Here is a 16,631-nt window from a genome sequence, read left to right on the forward strand (position 1 = left end):
TCGGAGCGGTGCGGTGGTGCCTCCGCCCGGACGGGACAGGGCGCCGGCCCGGTTCGGGGCGGGAGCCCGGCCCGGGTTCTGCGGCAGTGCCCGGCCCGGCACTGGGGCGGAGCCGGCCCGGGCGCGGGGCCCGGGCCGGAGTCAAGTCCCGTTTCAGCGGCCCTTGTTGCCGTTGACGGTCTCGGTGATGGCGCGCAGCGACTGCTGGAGCGAGCCCATCGTCGCGAGGACGGCGGTCGGCTCGTAGCCGCAGTGGGCCATGCAGTTCTCGCAGCGTGGGTCCCGGCCGCGGCCGTACTTGCTCCAGTCGGTCTTCTCGACCAGTTCGCGGTAGGTGGGCACGTAGCCGTCGGCCATCAGATAGCAGGGCCGCTGCCAGCCGAACAGCGAGTAGTTGGGGATGCCCCAGGGGGTGCACTCGAAGTCGGCCTTGCCCTCCAGGAAGTCCAGGAAGAGCGGGCTGTGGTTGAGCCGCCAGCGCCTGCGGTTGCCGCCGGCGAAGGCCTTGCGGAAGAGCTCCCTGGTCTGCTCGACGCCGAGGAAGTGCTCCTGGTCGGGGGCCTTCTCGTAGGCGTAGGCGGGCGAGATCATCATCTCGTCCACCTTGAGCTCGTCGTTGAGGTAGTCCAGCACCTCGATGACGGTCTGCGGGGTGTCGGTGTTGAAGAAGGTGCTGTTGGTGGTGACCCGGAAGCCGCGCCGCTTGGCCTCCTTGATCGCGGCCACCGCCTCGTCGAAGGTGCCCTCCTTGGCCACCGACTCGTCGTGCCGCTCCCGCATGCCGTCGATGTGCACGGCGAAGGTGAAGTACGGCGAGGGCCTGAACTTGTCCATCTTCTTGCGCAACAGCAGCGCGTTGGTGCAGAGGAAGACGTACTTGCGGCGCTCGACCAGCTGCCGGACGATCTCGTCGATCTGCGGGTGCATCAGCGGCTCGCCGCCGGCGATCGAGACCATCGGGGCACCCGACTCCAGGACCGCGCCGACCGCCTGGGCGACGGGCATCCGCTGCTTCAGGACGCCCGCCGGGTGCTGGATCTTGCCGCAGCCCTCGCAGGCGAGGTTGCAGGCGAAGAGCGGTTCCAGCTCCACGATCAGTGGGAACTTGTCCCGGCGCTTGAGCAGCTTCTGCTGCATGAGGTAGGTGCCGACCCGCACGGTCTGGCGCAACGGCATGGCCATGGCTAGCTCGCCTCCTGGGGGAGCGTCGAGGATGTGGGGTGGTTCAGGTCTGCGGAGCCGGGCGCGCGCTCCTGCCGGTACCAGTCGACGAGGGCGGGTACCGTCGCCCGCAGGGTCCGCCAGGCGCGCACCCCGGCCGGGAGGGTGCCGAACCGCAGCAGCTCGTGCTCGGGCGTGTCCACCACCACCCGCAGGACGGCGGCCGGCAGCGCGGGCCGCGTCTCGCGCAGCGCGGCCAGGACGGCGGCGGCCTCCATGTCGACGGCGAGCGCGCCCTGGACGTGCAGCGCCCGCCGTTCGATGCCGCGCACCACGTGGTCGGCGGTGTGGTGCACCCCGGTGTGCACGGTCAGGCCGCGCTCCTTCAGCACCCGGGTGAGCTCCGCCCCGGAGTCGAGCGGGTACAGGTGGCCCTCGGCGTCGCGCACGCCGTCGGCGGCGACCACGTCGCCGGGCAGCACGCCCGGGCCGAGCGCGGCGCCGAAGCCGGCCACCACCACGGCGCCGTACCCGGCGGGGGCGGAGCCGAGCAGCCGCCGGACGGCCAGCCCGGCGCGCCGCCGGCCGACCCCGGTGCGCACCAGCACCGGGGGCCCGCCGGCCGCGCCGCGCCAGTCACCGCCGCGCAGGGCCCAGACCTCGGGGCCCAGGGCGCAGAGCACCAGCAGGGGTGCGGTGGTCACCGCGACGCCCCGATCGCCGGGGCGCCGTCGGCCCGGCTCGTGCCCGGGGCGCCGTTGAGGTAGCGGCCCAGCGCGGTGACCGGGAAGACCAGCCGGTAGAGGTGGTAGTTGATGGAGAAGTCCCAGGGGAAGCCGGTGCCGGTGAACTGCGGCTCGTCCCAGGTGCCCTCGGGCAGCTGGGTGCGCACCAGCCAGTCCGCGCCGCGCTCGACGGCCGGGTTGGCCCGGCCCTGCGGCCCTTCCCCGGCCGCGAGCAGCGCCATCAGCGCCCACGCGGTCTGCGAGGCGGTGGAGTCGCCGCGCCCGGCCCAGCGCGCCGGGTCGTCGTAGGAGCGCATGTCCTCGCCCCAGCCGCCGTCGGCGTTCTGCCGGTCCTCCAGCCAGCGCACCGCCCGGCGGATCGCCGGGTGCTCGTCCGGGACTCCGGCCGCCACCAGGGCGGGCAGCACCGAGCCGGTGCCGTAGATGTAGTTGGTGCCCCAGCGGCCGAACCAGGAGCCGTCCGCCTCCTGGTTGCGCAGCAGCCACTCGATGCCGCGCCTGGTCCTGGGGTCGCGGGCGCGGCCGGTCTCGGCGAGCATCTCCACCACGTGCGCGGTGACGTCGGCGGACGGCGGGTCGACCACCTCGCCGAAGTCGCAGAACGGCAGCTTGTTGGGCAGCGTGCTGGTGTTGTCGACGTCGAAGGCGGCCCAGGCGCCGTTCTTGGACTGCATGCCGAGGTTCCACAGCACGCCCCGCTCCACCGCCGCGTCGACCCTGGCCGGGTCGGGGTGGGCGACCCGGCGCAGCGCGAGCACCACCTCGGCGGTGTCGTCGATGTCCGGGTAGGTGTCGTTCTCGAACTCGAAGGCCCAGCCGCCGGGGGCGAGCCCGGGCCGCTGGACGGCCCAGTCGCCGGGCTTGCGGATCTCCTCGCCGAGCATCCAGTCGACGGCGGAGACCAGCGCCGGGTGGTCGGCCGGGACCCCGGCGTCGACGAGGGCGATGGTGGCCAGGCAGGTGTCCCAGACCGGGGACTGGCAGGCCTCCAGCCAGCGCTTGCCGTCCTCGGTGTGCACGGTGAACCGGTCGAAGGAGGAGAGCCCGGCCTTCATCACCGGGTGCTCCAGCTCGTAGCCCTCCAGGTGCAGGGCGATCAGCGAGTAGACGGCCGGCGGCTGGATGCCGCCCCAGCAGCCGTCGGCCTCCTGCCGTTCGACGATCCAGCGGCAGGCCTGCGAGACGGCCAGCCGGCGCAGCGGGCGGAAGGCCCGGCGGTGGTAGGCGTGCAGCGCCTTGTCCAGGCGTTCGAAGAGGCCGTCCCAGGTGGTGGCGGGGGCCGGCGGGCGTTGGGGGTACGGGTCGTTCGGGTCGGTGTGCAGCTCGGTGAGCGCGAAGGGGGCCGGGCGGACCGGGCGGTGCGAGGAGACGACGGTCAGCGGGACGATGGTCTGGCGGGCCCAGCAGCCGAAGGCGTAGATGTTCAGCGGCAGCCACTTGGGCAGGAAGATGATCTCGGGCGGCATCTCCGGCAGCCGCTCCCACGGCCACCAACCGAACAGGGCGAGCCAGATCCGGGTGAACACCCGGGCGGCCGCGATGCCCCCGGCGGAGCGGACGTAGCGCGCGGCCGCCAGCATGTGCGGGGCGTCCGGGTCGTCACCGGCCAGTTTGAGCGCGACGTACGCCTCGACGGTGGTGGAGAGTTCGGGCGGCCCGCCGTGGAAGGTGGACCAGGTGCCGTCCTCGCGCTGCTGGGAGCGGATCCACTCGGCGGTGGCGCGGGTCTGCTCCTCGGTGCGGATCCCGAGGAACTGGCGGAGCAGTAGGTCCTCGGCGTCCATGGTGACGTTGGTCTCCAGGTCGCCCTTCCACCAGCCCTCGGACGACTGCAGGGAGAGCAGGTGCGTGGTGGCGCGGGCCAGGGCCTCCCGTGCGTCGGCCGGTCGGAGGTCCGTCTCACCGGCCGGCCGGAGCCGGTCGGCGTCCTCGGGCTGCCACCGCCCCGTCCCCAGCAGGGCCGGGGGGCGGTCGCCCACCGCGACCGGCTCGGGATCGTACTCAGGGTCGAGCCGGCCGTCCGCGGTTGCTGTCAACGTAACGTCACCTCTCTCGTACCACCACGAATTCGGCGAGTGCGACGAAGTGCTCGCGCACCTCGTCGGTCATGGGCACCTCGTCCAGGGCGGCGAGGGCAGTCGTGTGCTGGCGGCGGGCCTCCTCCTGGGTCCAGGCGCGGCCGCCGGCCTCCTCGATCAGCGCGGCGCGGGCGGCGAGCTCGGGCTCGCTCTCCTCCCCGCGTCCCTTCGGGTCGGCCAGCTGCCCGGCGAGCCGGCGCGAGGCCGCTCCGCCCTCGGCCAGTGCGGCGGCCACCGGCAGGGACTTCTTGCGCTGGCGCAGGTCACCCCAGTGCGGCTTGCCGGTGACCTCGGTGGCACCCCAGATGCCGAGCAGGTCGTCCACCGCCTGGAAGGCCAGGCCCAGGTGGTAGCCGTAGCGCTCGAGCGCGCCGGAGACCTTGTCGTCGGCGCCGGCCAGGACGGCGCCGATCGCCGAGGCGGCGGCCAGCAGGGCCGCCGTCTTGCCGCCCTCCATCTCCAGGCACTCCGCGACCGTGACGCTGTCGCGCTGTTCGAAGGCGACGTCCATGGCCTGGCCGTCGATCAGCCGGCGGGTCGCCGTGGTGAGCAGCCGGACGGCACGCGCCGCGTCGGTGGCGCTCGCGCCGCCGGTCACCGCGGCGTCGAGCAGAACCTCCGTGCCGAGCGTCGCCAGGGCGTCGCCGACCAGGATCGCCTGGGCCGGCCCGAAGACCGTCCAGGCGGTGGCCCGGTGCCGTCGGGTCTCGTCACCGTCCATCAGATCATCATGGAGGAGGGAGAAGTTGTGCACCAGTTCAACCGCGACCCCGCCGGGCACCCCCGCCTCGGCCGCCGCGCCGGTGGCCCGGGCGGACAGCAGCGCCAGCGCCGGGCGCACGGCCTTGCCGCCGTCCCCCACCACCGGGGTGCCGTCCCGGTCGATCCAGCCGAAGTGGTAGGCGGCGACGGTGTCCATGGGTGCGGCCAAACGGGCGACGGCGGCCCGTAGTGGCGGGGTGCAGAGCGTACGGCTGCGGGCGAGCAGCTCCGGCACCGAGACCGGTTCGGCGTGCGCCGTGCCTCCGACGGCGATGCCGGTGCGTGACTCCACGTGCGTTCCCTCTCCCTCGGGGTGCCGGACCGCACGGGGCGGCCGGGTGCTGTCGGTGCGGCTGGTGTCGAACCCAGTGCCAATGGTGCCGGTGCCAGTGGTGCCGGTGCGGCCGACCGGGCCGCTCGTGGTGGTTGCGCCGATGCGCTCGACGGTACGCCCGTCGGCTCTGGCGGGCTCTCCGGCGGCGGGGCCCGCCGTCACCTGGGCCACCTCCCGTCGCCGCGGTCCACCGGCACCCGGGTGCCGGCCGCGGCGAGCGCGGCGTCGGCCGCGGCGTGGCCGCTGCGCACGGCCCCCTCCATGGTCGCGGGCCAGCCGGTGGCGGTCCACGAGCCGGCCAGCAGCAGGCCGGGGACGTCGGTGCGGGCCGACGGGCGCAGTGCCGCGTTGCCCGGGGCCGGGTCGAACGTCGCGGTGCGCTCCCGGGTGACGAAGAAGTCCAGCACCTCGGCCCGGGCCGCGGCCGGCAGCAGCCGGCCCAGCTCGGGCAGGTAGCGGCCGCGCAGCTCGGCGACCGGCAGGTCGATCTCGTCCTGCGCGGCGGACTGCGACAGCGCCAGGTACTGGGCGCCCGGGTGCGCCAGGCCCAGCGGGGTGGCGGCCAGGCCGGAGTGCGCGGTGCGGTCGAAGACCCACTGGACCGGGGAGCCGAGCGCGGCGAAGAACGGCCGGCGCAGCACCTGGCGGTCGTAGACCACGTGGACGTTGAGGATCGGCGCGGTGCCGAAGCCGGCCAGCCGCTCCTGCCCGGGGACGGCGTTCGGCGGCAGCAGCGCGGCCGCGCTGTCCTGGGCGCCGGCCAGCACGACGGTGTCGGCGGTGAGCAGTTCGCCGCTCTCCAGCCGGACGGCGTGCTGCGGCGCGGCGGGCTTCAGCTCGGCCGCCCGGGCCCGCAGCAGCACCCGGACGCCGGCCCGCTCCAGCTCGGCCAGCGCCCGGTCGTGGTGGATCGTGCCGAGCGGGACGGCGGAGATGCCGATGTCCGAGGCACCCGGGTCGGAGAGCAGGCCGGTCTTGAACACCATCCCGGCGAGCGCCATCGACACCTGGTCGGCCCGGCCGTTCAGGGTGGCGACGCCGACGAGGTCCCACAGGGCGGCCCTGGTGGCGGCGTTCTGCCCGTTGCGGCGCAGCCACTCGCCGAAGGAAATCCGGTCCAGCGCCGGGTCGGCGAGGTCCAGGCCCTGCAGGGCGAGCGCGCCGCGGACCACCCGGGCGCGGTCGGCCGCGGACAGGTGCGGGTAGCGGGCCAGGCTGCCGGCCAGGTGCAGCGGGACGGGCAGACCGGTCCGGCGCAGTCGGCCGAGGGTGCGCACCGGGGCGGCCCCGGGCCCGGTGACGGAGAGCACCGGGATGTCGAGGCGGTCCTGGAGGTGGACCAGCCGGGTGGCGCCGAGGCGCTCCAGCAGGCCGCGGTAGGCGGTGCAGCAGCGCAGGTACACGTGCTGGCCGTTGTCGACGGTCAGCTCGCCGCGCTGGAAGGAGAAGGCCAGGCCGCCGAGCCGGGGCCGGCCCTCGGCGAGGGTGACCTTGTGGCCCGCCTCGGCGAGGCGCAGTGCGGCGGTGATCCCGGCCAGGCCGCCGCCGACCACGACGGCGGCCGGGCGCGCGGCATCGGCTCGCCCGGTCATCGGCCCTTCCCCTCGCAGTCGGTGGACCGCCCGCAGGCGGTCACGGAAGCCGGTACTCGTTCGGTGGACACGGAACCACCCGCCCGTGATTCCGCGCTGACACAGCGTGACAGAACTGTCGCGAGAATCAAGAACGCCCCCCGGCGAGCCCGGAAAGCGCCACGTACGCCTTCTCCCAGCCCGGCAGCGAGACCCGGCCGCGCAGCACCGACTCCGGGTCGGCGGCGATCCGGCCGAGCAGCCGGTGGTAGATCCCGGCCATCGCGGCGGTACAGGCGCGGCTGCGGCGGTCGAGCATCGGCAGCAGCCGCAGGCCCTCCTCGAAGGCGGCCTGGGCGCGGGCGGCCTCGAAGGCCACCAGGCCGGTGAAGTCCGCGCCGACCGGCGGCGCGGGAAGGGCGAAGCCCTGCTCGCAGCCGAACCGGACCAGGTCCTCGGCGGGCAGGTAGGTGCGGCCGTTCAGGGCGTCCTCGCGCAGGTCGCGCAGGATGTTGGTGAGCTGCAGCGCCAGGCCCAGGGTGTCCGCGTAGCGCGCCCCGAGCTCCGGGTCGTCGCAGCCGTAGACGCCCAGCGAGAGCCGGCCGATCGCGCCGGCCACGCAGCGGCAGTAGACCTTCAATTCCTCGTAGGTCTGGTACTCGGCGCCCTTGAGGTCCATCTCGACGCCGTCGATCAGCTCGTCGAAGCCGCCGAGCGGGATCGGGAAGCGGCGGGCCGCGTCGGCCAGGGCGACCTTGATCGGGTCGGTGTCGTCCTCGGCGACCACCCCGGAGCGGACCTCGTCCACCAGTTCCCGGGTGCGCAGCAGCGCCTCGGCCTTGCGGTCCTCCGGGAGGTCGCCGTCGCCGATGTCGTCCACCCGGCGGGCCAGGGCGTACAGGGCCGACATGGCCAGCCGCTTGGGTTCGGGCAGCAGGCGGATGCCGTAGCTGAAGTTGCGCGCCTGCAGTCCGGTGACTGCCTCGCAGTACCGGTACGCCGCCATGACCTGGGCCGACGCCAGTGGTGATGCCGCCACTCGGGCGTTCACCTTCCCTTCGCGAAGATGGCCGCCGCCTTCGCTGCGAGGCGGCGCTTGTCCGGCTTCGCCTGCCGGGCGAGCACGTCGTACCCGGCGTCCTCGACGGCCGCCAGGGCCGCGTAGCCGCCTGCGGTGAATCCCGCCAGGAGCAGTCGAAGCCTCCCCCGAACCGTACCTACCAATGGTGCGCCGCGATCGAGCAGGGTGCGGGCCCGCTCGACCTCGAAGGCGATCAGCTCGCGGACGGCGCCGTCGGCGGAGGGCGCGGCCAGGTCGGCCTCGGTGACGCCGAAGCGGGCCATGTCCTCGGCGGGCAGGTAGATCCGGCCGTGGGCCAGGTCCTCGGCCACGTCCTGGAGGTGTTCGACCACCTGGAGGCCGGTGCAGACGGCGTCCGAGAGCTCGATCCGCTCGGGGGTGGAGACGCCCGCGATGGCCAGCACCAGCCGGCCGACCGGGTCGGCGGAAAGGGTGCAGTAGCCGACCAGGTCGTCGAAGGTGGCGTAGCGGGCGGTGGTCTGGTCCACCCGGTTGGCCTCGATCAGACGGCGGAACGGCTCGGGGGTGAGCCCGCGGCGGTCGACCAGCGGGACGAGCGCGCTCATCAGCGGGTGGCGGGGGCGGTCGGCGTCGGCTCCGGAACCGCCGGAGGCGCGCAGGGCGCTCTCGAAGGCCCGGTCGAGGTCCCGCTCCAGGCCGTCGAGCAGGGCGAGCCGGAAGGCGGTCTCCTGCGCGGTCGGCGGGCCGGGCTGGTCCGAAGGGGTGGCGGGGGGCGCCTGCTCGACCCCGAGCAGCCGGCCGGTGGCGGCCGGGTCGGCCAGGTCGCCGTCGCCGGTGTCGTCGACCAGGCGGGCGAAGCCGTACACCGCCATCAGGTCGTCGCGCCAGGCCGCGGGCAGGAAGAACGGGGCGACGGGGAAGTTCTCCGCGCCCGCCTTGTCCAGGGTCTGTCCTGCGGAACCGTTCACCGGCGTATCTCTGGGCTGGGCCGAAGCCGACACTGCTGTCACTCCCCCGTTCTACACCGCTTGGCACGACCGGCCCGACTCGGACACGCGTCCGAGCGCGGGCGTCACGCACGGCACACCGCCCCCGAGACCACCAGGCTGACACGCCCGGGCCCGCCGGAGAAGAGCGCCCCGCCCGGGACACCCGGCGCTCACCCCCGCGGCGGCGGCCGGACGGTGCCCCGGACCGCGATCCCGGGCGGCGCGAAGGACCAGGGGCCGGCCCCGGAAGTTCCGGGACCGGCCCCTGCGGGTGTGCGGGGACTACGGCCGCTCGCCGCGCTCGTAGCGGCTCACGACCTCCTCGGTCGGTCCGTCCATGACCAGCTCGCCGGCCTCGATCCATATGGTCCGCTCGCAGACCTCGCGGATCGAGTTGTTGTCGTGGCTGACCAGGAAGACCGTGCCGGCGGACTTGCGCAGCTCGTCGATCCGGCGCTTGCTGCGCTGCTGGAAGGCCTGGTCGCCGGTGGCGAGGGCCTCGTCGATCAGCAGCACGTCGTGGGTCTTCGCGGCCGCGATCGAGAAGCGCAGCCGGGCGCCCATGCCGGAGGAGTAGGTGCGCATCGGCAGGGAGATGAAGTCGCCCTTGTCGTTGATGCCCGAGAAGTCGACGATGTCCTGGTAGCGCGCCTTCACCTGGGCCGGGGTCATGCCCATCGCCAGGCAGCCGAGGATGACGTTGCGCTCACCGGTGAGCTCGTTCATCAGCGCGGCGTTGACGCCCAGCAGCGAGGGCTGGCCGTTGGTGTAGATGCCGCCCTTCTCGGTCGGCAGCAGGCCGGCGATGGCGGCCAGCATGGTCGACTTGCCGGAGCCGTTGGAGCCGATCAGGCCGATCGCCTCACCCTTGTACGCGGTGAAGCTGACGCCCTTGACCGCGTGCACCTCGCGCACGCCGGCGGCGCGCTTGCGGCTGATGATGCGGCTCAGCGCCGAGGTGGCGCTGCCCTTGCCGGAGCCGGCGCCGTGCACCTTGTAGACGATGTGCACGTCGTCGACGACGACGGTGGGCTCGCGGGCCACGTCCGCGTCCTGGACGAGGTCGTTCTTGCTCAGTTCGAGGTCAGCCACGGCCGTACTCCTCCTCGGCCTTCCAGAAGAAGACGTATCCGACGACGAACATGCCCACGCCCCAGGCGATGCCGTACTCCCACAGGTGCGACGGCAGGGTCTGGTGGACCGGCTGGTGCGGGTTGTAGATGACCGGCGCGAAGGCGTGCCGCAGCAGGTCCATGTAGACCGACGCCGGGTTGGCGGCCATCAGGGTCTGGATGAACTGCGGCCAGTGCGAGATCTTGTCCTGGATGCTGAACATCACGCCGGACAGGAACATCCAGGCGCGCATCACGAACGGGATCAGCTGGGAGATGTCGCTGGTCCGGGAACCGATCCGGGCCATCACCAGCGAGATGCCGGTGTTGAAGAGCGTCTGCAGCAGCAGCGCCGGGATGATCAGCAGCCAGGTCCGGCCCGGGGTGATGCCGGCCGCGAGCACCGTGATGACCAGGACCACCATCGAGATCAGCAGCTGCTGGAGCTGGATCACGGTGAAGGCGATCGGGAGGCTGGCCCGGGGGAAGTGCAGCGCCCGGATCAGCCCGAGGTTGTCGGAGATCGCCCGGGTGCCGGCCTGCACCGCGTTCTGGGTGAACTGGAAGACGAAGACGCCGATGCACAGCCAGGCGATGTACGTCTGGTCCGGGAAGCCCTGCTTGCTCGCCAGGATCACACCGAAGACCAGGTAGAACACCGCGCAGTTGAGCAGCGGGGTCACCACCTGCCACAGCTGGCCGAGCTTGGCGTTGGTGTACTGCGCCACCAGTCGGGCGGTGGCGAAGGCCCAAATGAAGTGGCGCCGGGCCCAGAGCTGCTTGGAGTAGGCGAACAGGCCGGGACGGGCGCCGCTCACCGCCAGACCGTACTTGTCCGCAAGCTGCTTGGGGGTCAGGCCCGCGTCCGCCCCCCTGGGGGCCGAGAGGCTGACGGGTTCACTCACTGTCGACACATTCGTCCTTCACGCGGGATCGGTCGGGGCGGCCGGTCGGCGGGGTCCGCCGGTCGTGCACCGATGGGGATCCACTGGGATCTCGGGGGAGCCGGCCGGTGTGTGGGCACCGGCCGCAGCGATCGGTCATTCGATGCGATGCCATCGGATGCGATCAGATGATCGGAGGTCGGCCCAGCCTGGTCAGTCGCCAGACGGTACGCCACCGCATGGGCCGCCGCGGACCGCAGGGTTCGCGCCAACCCGCCCGGAATCCGCCCCACCAGGCCTTCAGCGCCTCCGGGGAGGGGCGGCGGGCCAGGGTCAGCAGGAACCAGGTTCCCAGATAGAGAGGCACCAACAGGGCCGGAAGGTTCCGCCTCGCGAGCCAGACCCGGTTGCGGGCCACGTTGTGGAAGTAGCTCGCGTGGCGGGCCGGCGAGGTCGTGGGGTGGTGCAGCACCACGTCCGCCCGGTAGTCGATGGCCCAGCCGGCGTCCAGCGCGCGCCACGCGAGGTCGGTCTCCTCGTGGGCGTAGAAGAACTCGGCGGGCAGCTGCCCGGCCTGCTCGAACACCTTGCAGCGCACCGCGCTCGCGCCGCCCAGGAAGGTGGTCACCCGGGACGAGCGCAGCGGGTCGCTGGCGCGCAGCCGGGGGACGTGCCGGCGCTGGGTGACACCGGTGTCCGGGTCGGCGATCCGGAAGGAGACGATGCCCAGCTCCGGGTCGGCGGTGAAGGCCTCGCGCAGCAGACGGGCCGAGTCGGTCCGCGGCAGGTTGCCGTCGTCGTCCAGGAAGAGGATGGCGTCGACGTCCGCCCCGTCCCGGCCGAACAGCTCGATGCCGACGTTGCGGCCGCCCGGGATGCCGAGGTTCTCCGGCAGCTCGACGCTGCGCACGCCCTCCGGCAGCGGGGGCAGCTTCACGCCCTGGCCGACCACGGCCAGCTCGACCGCCCGGCCCTCCTGGGCGCGGACGGCCTCGATCAGGGCGTTGAGCTCGGCGGGCCGGTTGCCCATGGTGATGATCACGGCGCCGAGGCGGAAGTCCTCCGCGTCCGTCGCCGCACTCATCGCAGCCTGCTGGAGAGGACGATGCTCAGCAGGTGGAGCACGGTCTGGAGCATCGCGATCGCCGCCAGGACGACCACCGCGAGCCGGGTGAAGAGCAGTCCGCCGTGCACGGCGTCGGCGACGCCGGCGGCCAGGATCAGCAGCGAGGCCTCGACCGCGCCGACCAGCCGGTGGAACTTCAGGAAGGCGGCCGCCCGGCGGGCCTTGGCCACGGACGCCGAGCGCGGCACCGAGGCGCTGTCCTCGACGGCCGTCAGGCCGCTGCGTGCCCGGGCGACGTCCACCAGGTCGGTCTCGGACTTGATCAGGATCGCGCCGAGCGCGGCCAGGGTGCCGAGAAAGGCCCACTCCCAGTGCGAGCCGGAGCCCTCGCGGTGCAGCAGGTCGGTGGCGCGCAGGCCGAGACCGGTCAGCAGCGCCGCCTCGGACATGTAGTGGCCGACCCGGTCCAGGTAGACACCGGTGAGCGAGGTCTGCCGGCGCCAGCGGGCCACCTCGCCGTCCACGCAGTCCAGCAGCAGGTAGACCTGGATCAGCAGGGCGCCCAGGACGGCGCCCGCGATGCCCGGCACGACCAGCCCGGCACCGGCCAGGATGCCGGTGAACATCATCAGGTACGTCAGGCCGTTGGGCGTGATCGCCGTCACGGTGGAGAGCACGCGGGTGATCCGCAGCGAGATCTTCCGCATGTACAGGCGTCCGGCCCAGTGCTCGGCGCTGCGGCGCTGGAGCATGCCCTCCGGGTGGATCACCGCGCGCAGTTCCTCGATCGAGGGCCGGCGGGTCAGGTCCACCGGGGGCCGCTGGGTGCCCGCGGTGGAGGGGTCAGCTGTTGACGGCTTGGACATAGTCGGCGTACGCGTCCCTGATTGCGGAAGGGGAGAGGTCGAGGTGTTCGAGGATGGTGAAGCGCCCCGGTCGGGTGTTCGGAGCGTAGTGCACCGCTTCGGTGAACTCCGCCTCGGTGAAGCCGATCTGAGCCGCGGTCACCGGTAGTCCGTGGCTCGCCAGGCGCTCCACGATCAGACCGGTCAGCTCGCGCTCGCCCCGCAGGAAGCTGGCGAAGGCGGCGCCGAGGCCGACCTGCTCGCCGTGCTGGGCGGACCGCTTGGGATACAGCACGTCCAGGGCATGCGAGATCTCGTGGCAGGCGCCCGACGAGGGCCGGGTGCTGCCCGCGATGTTCATCGCGATGCCGGACAGTACCAGGGCCTCGGCCAGCGCCGTCAGGAGGTCCTGGTCCTGGGTGCTTCCCGGGTGCCGCAGCAGGTTCTCGCCCGCCGAGCGGGCCATCGCCACGGCCAGCCCGTCCACCGGCTCGCCGGTCACCGCGTGCGAAAGCTCCCAGTCCGCGCACGCGGAGATGTTGGAGACGACGTCGCCCACGCCGGCCGCCACGAAGCGCTGCGGGGCCTGCCGGATCACGTCCAGGTCGACCACGATGCCGATCGGGCTGGGCACCCCGTAGGAGCCGCGGCCGGCGTCGTTGTCCAGGGTGGAGACCGGCGAGCAGATGCCGTCGTGGGCCAGGTTGGTGGCGACCGCGACCAGCGGCAGGCCGACCCGGGCCGCGGCGTACTTGGCGGCGTCGATGATCTTGCCGCCGCCGAGGCCGACCATCGCGTCGTAGTGCCCGCCGCGCATCGCTTCGGCCAGCCGCACGGCGCTGTCCAGGCTGCCGTCGTCCACGTTGTACCAGTCGGCGCCGGGCAGGGCCGGCTCCAGGCGGCGGCGCATGGCCGAGCCGGAGCCGTTGCTGATCGCGACGGCGATCCGGCCCGAGGCCGACAGCCGCTGGTCCGCCAGGATGCCGCCGAGCGCGTCCAGCGCGCCCGGGCGGATCTCGACGAACAGCGGCGACGGGACCAGGCGGGTCAGTACCGGCACGCGATCTCCCGGGCCTTCGCCAGGTCGTCGTGGTTGTCGACCTCGACCCAGGAGACCTCGCCGATCGGCTGCACGTCGATCCGCAGGCCGCGGTTGACCATCTCCTGGTAGCCGTCCTCGTAGTACAGCTGCGGGTCGCGCTCGTAGGTGGCGCGCAGCGCGTCGGTGAGGTCGGCCGCGGCGGACGGGTTGATCACGGTGACGCCGATGTACTCGCCGGTCGCCTCGGCCGGCTCCATCAGCTTGGTGATGCGGCGCATGCCGGTGGCCGGGTCGACGACGACCTTCATCTCCTCGTCGGCGAGCTTCTTCACCGTGTCGAGGGCGAGCAGGATGCCGGGGGCGGTGCCGGCCTCGGTCAGCCGCTGGTTGCCCTCCAGCATGGTGCGCTGGACGGAGGCCGGGTGGACGGTGTCGCCGTTGGCGAGCAGCAGGCCCTCGGCGAACAGGTCGCGGGCGCACCAGAGCGAGTAGGCGTTGTTCCACTCCTCGGCCTTGTCGTTCTCGACCAGGTGGAGCTTGACGCCGTACTTGCTCTCCAGGGCGTCCTTGCGGTCGTACACCGCCTCCTTGCGGTAGCCGACGACTATCGCGGCCTCGCGCAGTCCGACCTCGGCGAAGTTGCCGAGGGTGAGGTCCAGGACGGTCCGTTCCCCGTCGACCGGCACCAGCGCCTTGGGCAGGGTGTCGGTGTACGGGCGCAGCCGGCGGCCGGCGCCGGCTGCCAGAACGAGGCCGATCATGCGGGTCTCCTGATCCGTCGTGCTGTGCGCGGGGCCGCGCCGGGGGTTCGGCGGCGCCACTGGTTCGCCCGGACCGGGGTTCGACCGGGCCGGGCGGCGGCGCGCCGGTGCCGGCACAGATCCGGGCACCGTGTCGTATGTGATGGTAGGCGACCAGGGCGACCGACCAGAACGCGCCCGCAGGCCCGGGGGCGGGAGACGGGCTGGTGGGCGGGGTTCGCGGCCGGGGTGGCGGCGGGCCGTGGGCGGGGGCGCGGTGGAGCCGGTGGGCGGGGTGCCGGCGGGGCTGACGGTGGGGGTGGCAGCGGGGCGGCCCGGGGTTCACCGAGAGGGGTGCGGAACGGTCGAACGGGCCCCGAACGTCCGCCGAACGGTTCTGCGAATTCCGTGACTCTTTCGAGGGTTTCCCGGACCCTTCTCCCGGCGGTTTCCGACTCCTCCGAGTCATGATCCGCCCGGTTGTGCGTGGGACCCCTGCCGAGTGCCACCCATACGGCAGACTGGAGCCCGACGCCGGTGCCGGTGCCCCCGCTGTGTCCGCCGCACTCCAGCCGGTGCGTCGGAGGCACCCGATGCTCCCGTTGCTCCCGTTCCCGAAAGAGGCCCCATGCCCCAGAGTCTGCCGACCGACCCGACGCACTTCGCCGCCGAGATCGACACCGGTCTCGACGTGGAGACCGATGTGACGGTCGACCCCCGGGCCACCGGGTCCGCCCCCGCCGGAGCCGAGATCCTGCTGGAACTGGTCGACGACGAGGGCGTCACGATCGGCACCGGCGAGAAGCTCTGGGCCCACCAGCAGCCGGGCCGGCTGCACCGGGCCTTCTCGGTCTTCCTGTTCGACCGCCAGGGCCGGCTGCTGCTCCAGCGCCGGGCCCTCGGCAAGTACCACTCCCCCGGCGTCTGGTCGAACACCTGCTGCGGCCACCCGTACCCGGACGAGCCGCCGTTCGTCGCCGCCGCCCGGCGCACCGCCGAGGAGCTGGGCGTCGCACCGGCGCTGCTCTGCGAGGCGGGCACCGTCCGCTACGACCTGCCGGACGAGGCGTCCGGGCTGATCGAGCGGGAGTGGAACCACCTGTTCGTGGGACTGGTGACCGCCCCGGTCGAGCCGGACCCGGAGGAGGTGGACGACTTCGCCTTCGTGACCGCGCAGGAGCTGCGGGAGCTGCGGGCGGAGCGGCCGTTCTCGGTCTGGTTCGAGACGGTCTTCGAGGCCGCGCTGCCGGGCATCCGGGAGATCGCCGGGCGGGACTGGTAGTCCGGAGCCGTCGGTTCCCGGGCGGGCCGCTTCGCTGCGCGGCCGTGCGCCGTCGGTTCACCGTCCGGCAGCGTCGGTCCACCGTCCGGCCGCTCCGGCGCCGGGCCCGGCCGGTCAGTGGCCGGGCTCCGGGGGGACGGGCAGCGAGGCCCAGATGACCTTGCCGCCCTCCCCCGTGTGTTCGACGTCGCACACCCCGCCGGCCTGGAGGGTGACGCTCTTCACCAGCAGCAGCCCGCGCCCGCCGGTGCGTCCGGTGTCGTTCTCCAGCGCCTTCGGCCGGTACGGGTCGCCGTCCTCGACCGACACCCGCACCCAGGACCGGCGCACCGACAGCTCGGTGACCACCTCGGGCGACAGCTCGGCGGCGTGCGTCACCGCGTTGCTCACCAGCTCCGAGACGATCAGCAGCAGGTCGTCCACCAGCTCCTGGTAGCGCACCCCGGTCATCCCCTGGGCGAGCAGGCGGTCGCGCACCGCGTGCCTGGTGAGCGGCACCGAGGCCTCGGCGGCCGGCACCGGGAAGCGCCACACGCCCTCCGCCGGGCCTCCGGAGGCCGGGGCCCCGGCCAGGCCCTCCGGCCCCGCGCCGCGTCTCGGTTCGGCCTTCGCCGCTCCGCTGATCTGCTCCACGTCCAGCCGCCCTTCGTCCGCGACCCGGGAATCAGGCGATCCGCTCATGGCGCCCTCGGTCCACAGAGGCTAGGAGAGCCGTCGTGGCGGCCGTGGCACCGTCGACAAGTTGCCCGTGTCGGACCGGTTCCGCCCGCAACCGACCGCGGGAGGCGCGAAAGTCGACCGGTTCCTTCGCGGACGCCACCGGTTCGGTCCGGATTCGAGCGCGTTCACAGGCCGTACCAACCTGTGGGGACCGGGTGCGGACGAGGTGCGGGCTCGTGGGGGCGCGGGTGGGGCCTGGGCGCGGGTGGCGTACGGGCCCGCCGCCGCGGCCCACTGGCCCCCGGACTCCCCGACCA

The 16,631-nt window shown here is 73.4% G+C and carries 15 protein-coding genes; 1 reads left to right on the top strand and 14 read right to left on the bottom strand.

All coding sequences use genetic code 11. The features are described from left to right. Positions 1-153: 153 nt before the first annotated feature. The 13 genes from hpnH to ACFY0X_RS21035 form a co-directional block, all read right to left on the bottom strand. Positions 154-1,182 carry an adenosyl-hopene transferase HpnH gene (gene hpnH, locus ACFY0X_RS20975; RefSeq protein ID WP_387756659.1) on the bottom strand — a complete coding sequence of 343 codons (1,029 nt, stop codon included), beginning with the start codon at positions 1,180-1,182 and terminating at the stop codon, positions 154-156. A 2-nt stretch (positions 1,183-1,184) separates the two neighbouring features. Further along, a complete protein-coding gene (locus tag ACFY0X_RS20980) occupies positions 1,185-1,865 on the bottom strand; it encodes a 1-hydroxy-2-methyl-2-butenyl 4-diphosphate reductase (RefSeq protein ID WP_387756660.1) in 681 nt (226 codons plus the stop codon). Next, positions 1,862-3,943 (bottom strand): squalene--hopene cyclase, encoded by a 2,082-nt coding sequence (shc, locus tag ACFY0X_RS20985; protein WP_387756661.1) that lies wholly within the window; start codon positions 3,941-3,943, stop codon positions 1,862-1,864. The genes ACFY0X_RS20980 and shc overlap by 4 nt, the downstream gene beginning before the upstream one ends. 7 nt (positions 3,944-3,950) lie before the next feature. Then, entirely contained in the window at positions 3,951-5,039 is a 1,089-nt protein-coding gene (locus ACFY0X_RS20990; protein WP_387756662.1) for a polyprenyl synthetase family protein, read from the bottom strand. A gap of 200 nt (positions 5,040-5,239) precedes the next feature. Continuing rightward, entirely contained in the window at positions 5,240-6,673 is a 1,434-nt protein-coding gene (hpnE, locus tag ACFY0X_RS20995) for a hydroxysqualene dehydroxylase HpnE (protein ID WP_387756663.1), read from the bottom strand. A gap of 127 nt (positions 6,674-6,800) precedes the next feature. Further along, positions 6,801-7,658 (bottom strand): presqualene diphosphate synthase HpnD, encoded by an 858-nt coding sequence (gene hpnD, locus ACFY0X_RS21000; RefSeq protein ID WP_387756820.1) that lies wholly within the window; start codon positions 7,656-7,658, stop codon positions 6,801-6,803. A 41-nt stretch (positions 7,659-7,699) separates the two neighbouring features. After that, positions 7,700-8,662 (bottom strand): squalene synthase HpnC, encoded by a 963-nt coding sequence (hpnC, locus tag ACFY0X_RS21005; protein ID WP_387756664.1) that lies wholly within the window; start codon positions 8,660-8,662, stop codon positions 7,700-7,702. A gap of 303 nt (positions 8,663-8,965) precedes the next feature. After that, on the bottom strand, positions 8,966-9,775 hold the full coding sequence (locus ACFY0X_RS21010; protein ID WP_387756665.1) for an ABC transporter ATP-binding protein: 810 nt from the start codon (positions 9,773-9,775) through the stop codon (positions 8,966-8,968). After that, positions 9,768-10,709: an ABC transporter permease gene (locus ACFY0X_RS21015; RefSeq protein ID WP_387756666.1), complete on the bottom strand. Its 942-nt coding sequence runs from the start codon at positions 10,707-10,709 to the stop codon at positions 9,768-9,770. Before ACFY0X_RS21015 ends, ACFY0X_RS21010 begins: the two co-directional genes overlap by 8 nt. Positions 10,710-10,863: 154 nt before the next feature. Continuing rightward, positions 10,864-11,763 (bottom strand): glycosyltransferase family 2 protein, encoded by a 900-nt coding sequence (locus tag ACFY0X_RS21020; protein ID WP_387756667.1) that lies wholly within the window; start codon positions 11,761-11,763, stop codon positions 10,864-10,866. Continuing rightward, positions 11,760-12,497: a CDP-alcohol phosphatidyltransferase family protein gene (locus tag ACFY0X_RS21025; RefSeq protein WP_387756821.1), complete on the bottom strand. Its 738-nt coding sequence runs from the start codon at positions 12,495-12,497 to the stop codon at positions 11,760-11,762. Before ACFY0X_RS21025 ends, ACFY0X_RS21020 begins: the two co-directional genes overlap by 4 nt. Before the next feature lie 91 nt (positions 12,498-12,588). Continuing rightward, a complete protein-coding gene (locus tag ACFY0X_RS21030; RefSeq protein ID WP_049649808.1) occupies positions 12,589-13,650 on the bottom strand; it encodes an iron-containing alcohol dehydrogenase family protein in 1,062 nt (353 codons plus the stop codon). Next, the gene (locus ACFY0X_RS21035) at positions 13,638-14,393 is read right to left on the bottom strand and encodes a sugar phosphate nucleotidyltransferase (RefSeq protein ID WP_387756668.1); all 756 of its coding nucleotides are present in this window, start codon (positions 14,391-14,393) and stop codon (positions 13,638-13,640) included. The genes ACFY0X_RS21030 and ACFY0X_RS21035 overlap by 13 nt, the downstream gene beginning before the upstream one ends. A 607-nt stretch (positions 14,394-15,000) precedes the next feature. Between ACFY0X_RS21035 and idi the strand changes: the two genes are divergently transcribed. Beyond that, the gene (gene idi, locus ACFY0X_RS21040; RefSeq protein ID WP_359901625.1) at positions 15,001-15,654 is read left to right on the top strand and encodes an isopentenyl-diphosphate Delta-isomerase; all 654 of its coding nucleotides are present in this window, start codon (positions 15,001-15,003) and stop codon (positions 15,652-15,654) included. A 114-nt stretch (positions 15,655-15,768) separates the two neighbouring features. Here idi and ACFY0X_RS21045 read toward each other — a convergent pair whose 3' ends face one another. Continuing rightward, positions 15,769-16,335: an ATP-binding protein gene (locus ACFY0X_RS21045; protein ID WP_387756669.1), complete on the bottom strand. Its 567-nt coding sequence runs from the start codon at positions 16,333-16,335 to the stop codon at positions 15,769-15,771. Positions 16,336-16,631: the final 296 nt, after the last annotated feature.

This window comes from Kitasatospora sp. NPDC001547, from assembly GCF_042894165.1.
In the GTDB taxonomy this organism is placed as follows: domain Bacteria; phylum Actinomycetota; class Actinomycetes; order Streptomycetales; family Streptomycetaceae; genus Kitasatospora.

What these genes read in the sequence shown, in the direction of transcription:
- ACFY0X_RS21020 (WP_387756667.1), bottom strand. Translation starts at nt 11,763, where the DNA reads ATGAGTGCGGCGACGGACGCGGAGGACTTCCGCCTCGGCGCCGTGATC.
- ACFY0X_RS21025 (WP_387756821.1), bottom strand. Translation starts at nt 12,497, where the DNA reads ATGCTCCAGCGCCGCAGCGCCGAGCACTGGGCCGGACGCCTGTACATG.
- idi (WP_359901625.1), top strand. Translation starts at nt 15,001, where the DNA reads ATGCCCCAGAGTCTGCCGACCGACCCGACGCACTTCGCCGCCGAGATC.
- hpnH (WP_387756659.1), bottom strand. Translation starts at nt 1,182, where the DNA reads ATGGCCATGCCGTTGCGCCAGACCGTGCGGGTCGGCACCTACCTCATG.
- ACFY0X_RS21035 (WP_387756668.1), bottom strand. Translation starts at nt 14,393, where the DNA reads ATGATCGGCCTCGTTCTGGCAGCCGGCGCCGGCCGCCGGCTGCGCCCG.
- ACFY0X_RS21045 (WP_387756669.1), bottom strand. Translation starts at nt 16,335, where the DNA reads ATGAGCGGATCGCCTGATTCCCGGGTCGCGGACGAAGGGCGGCTGGAC.
- hpnE (WP_387756663.1), bottom strand. Translation starts at nt 6,673, where the DNA reads ATGACCGGGCGAGCCGATGCCGCGCGCCCGGCCGCCGTCGTGGTCGGC.
- hpnD (WP_387756820.1), bottom strand. Translation starts at nt 7,658, where the DNA reads ATGGCGGCGTACCGGTACTGCGAGGCAGTCACCGGACTGCAGGCGCGC.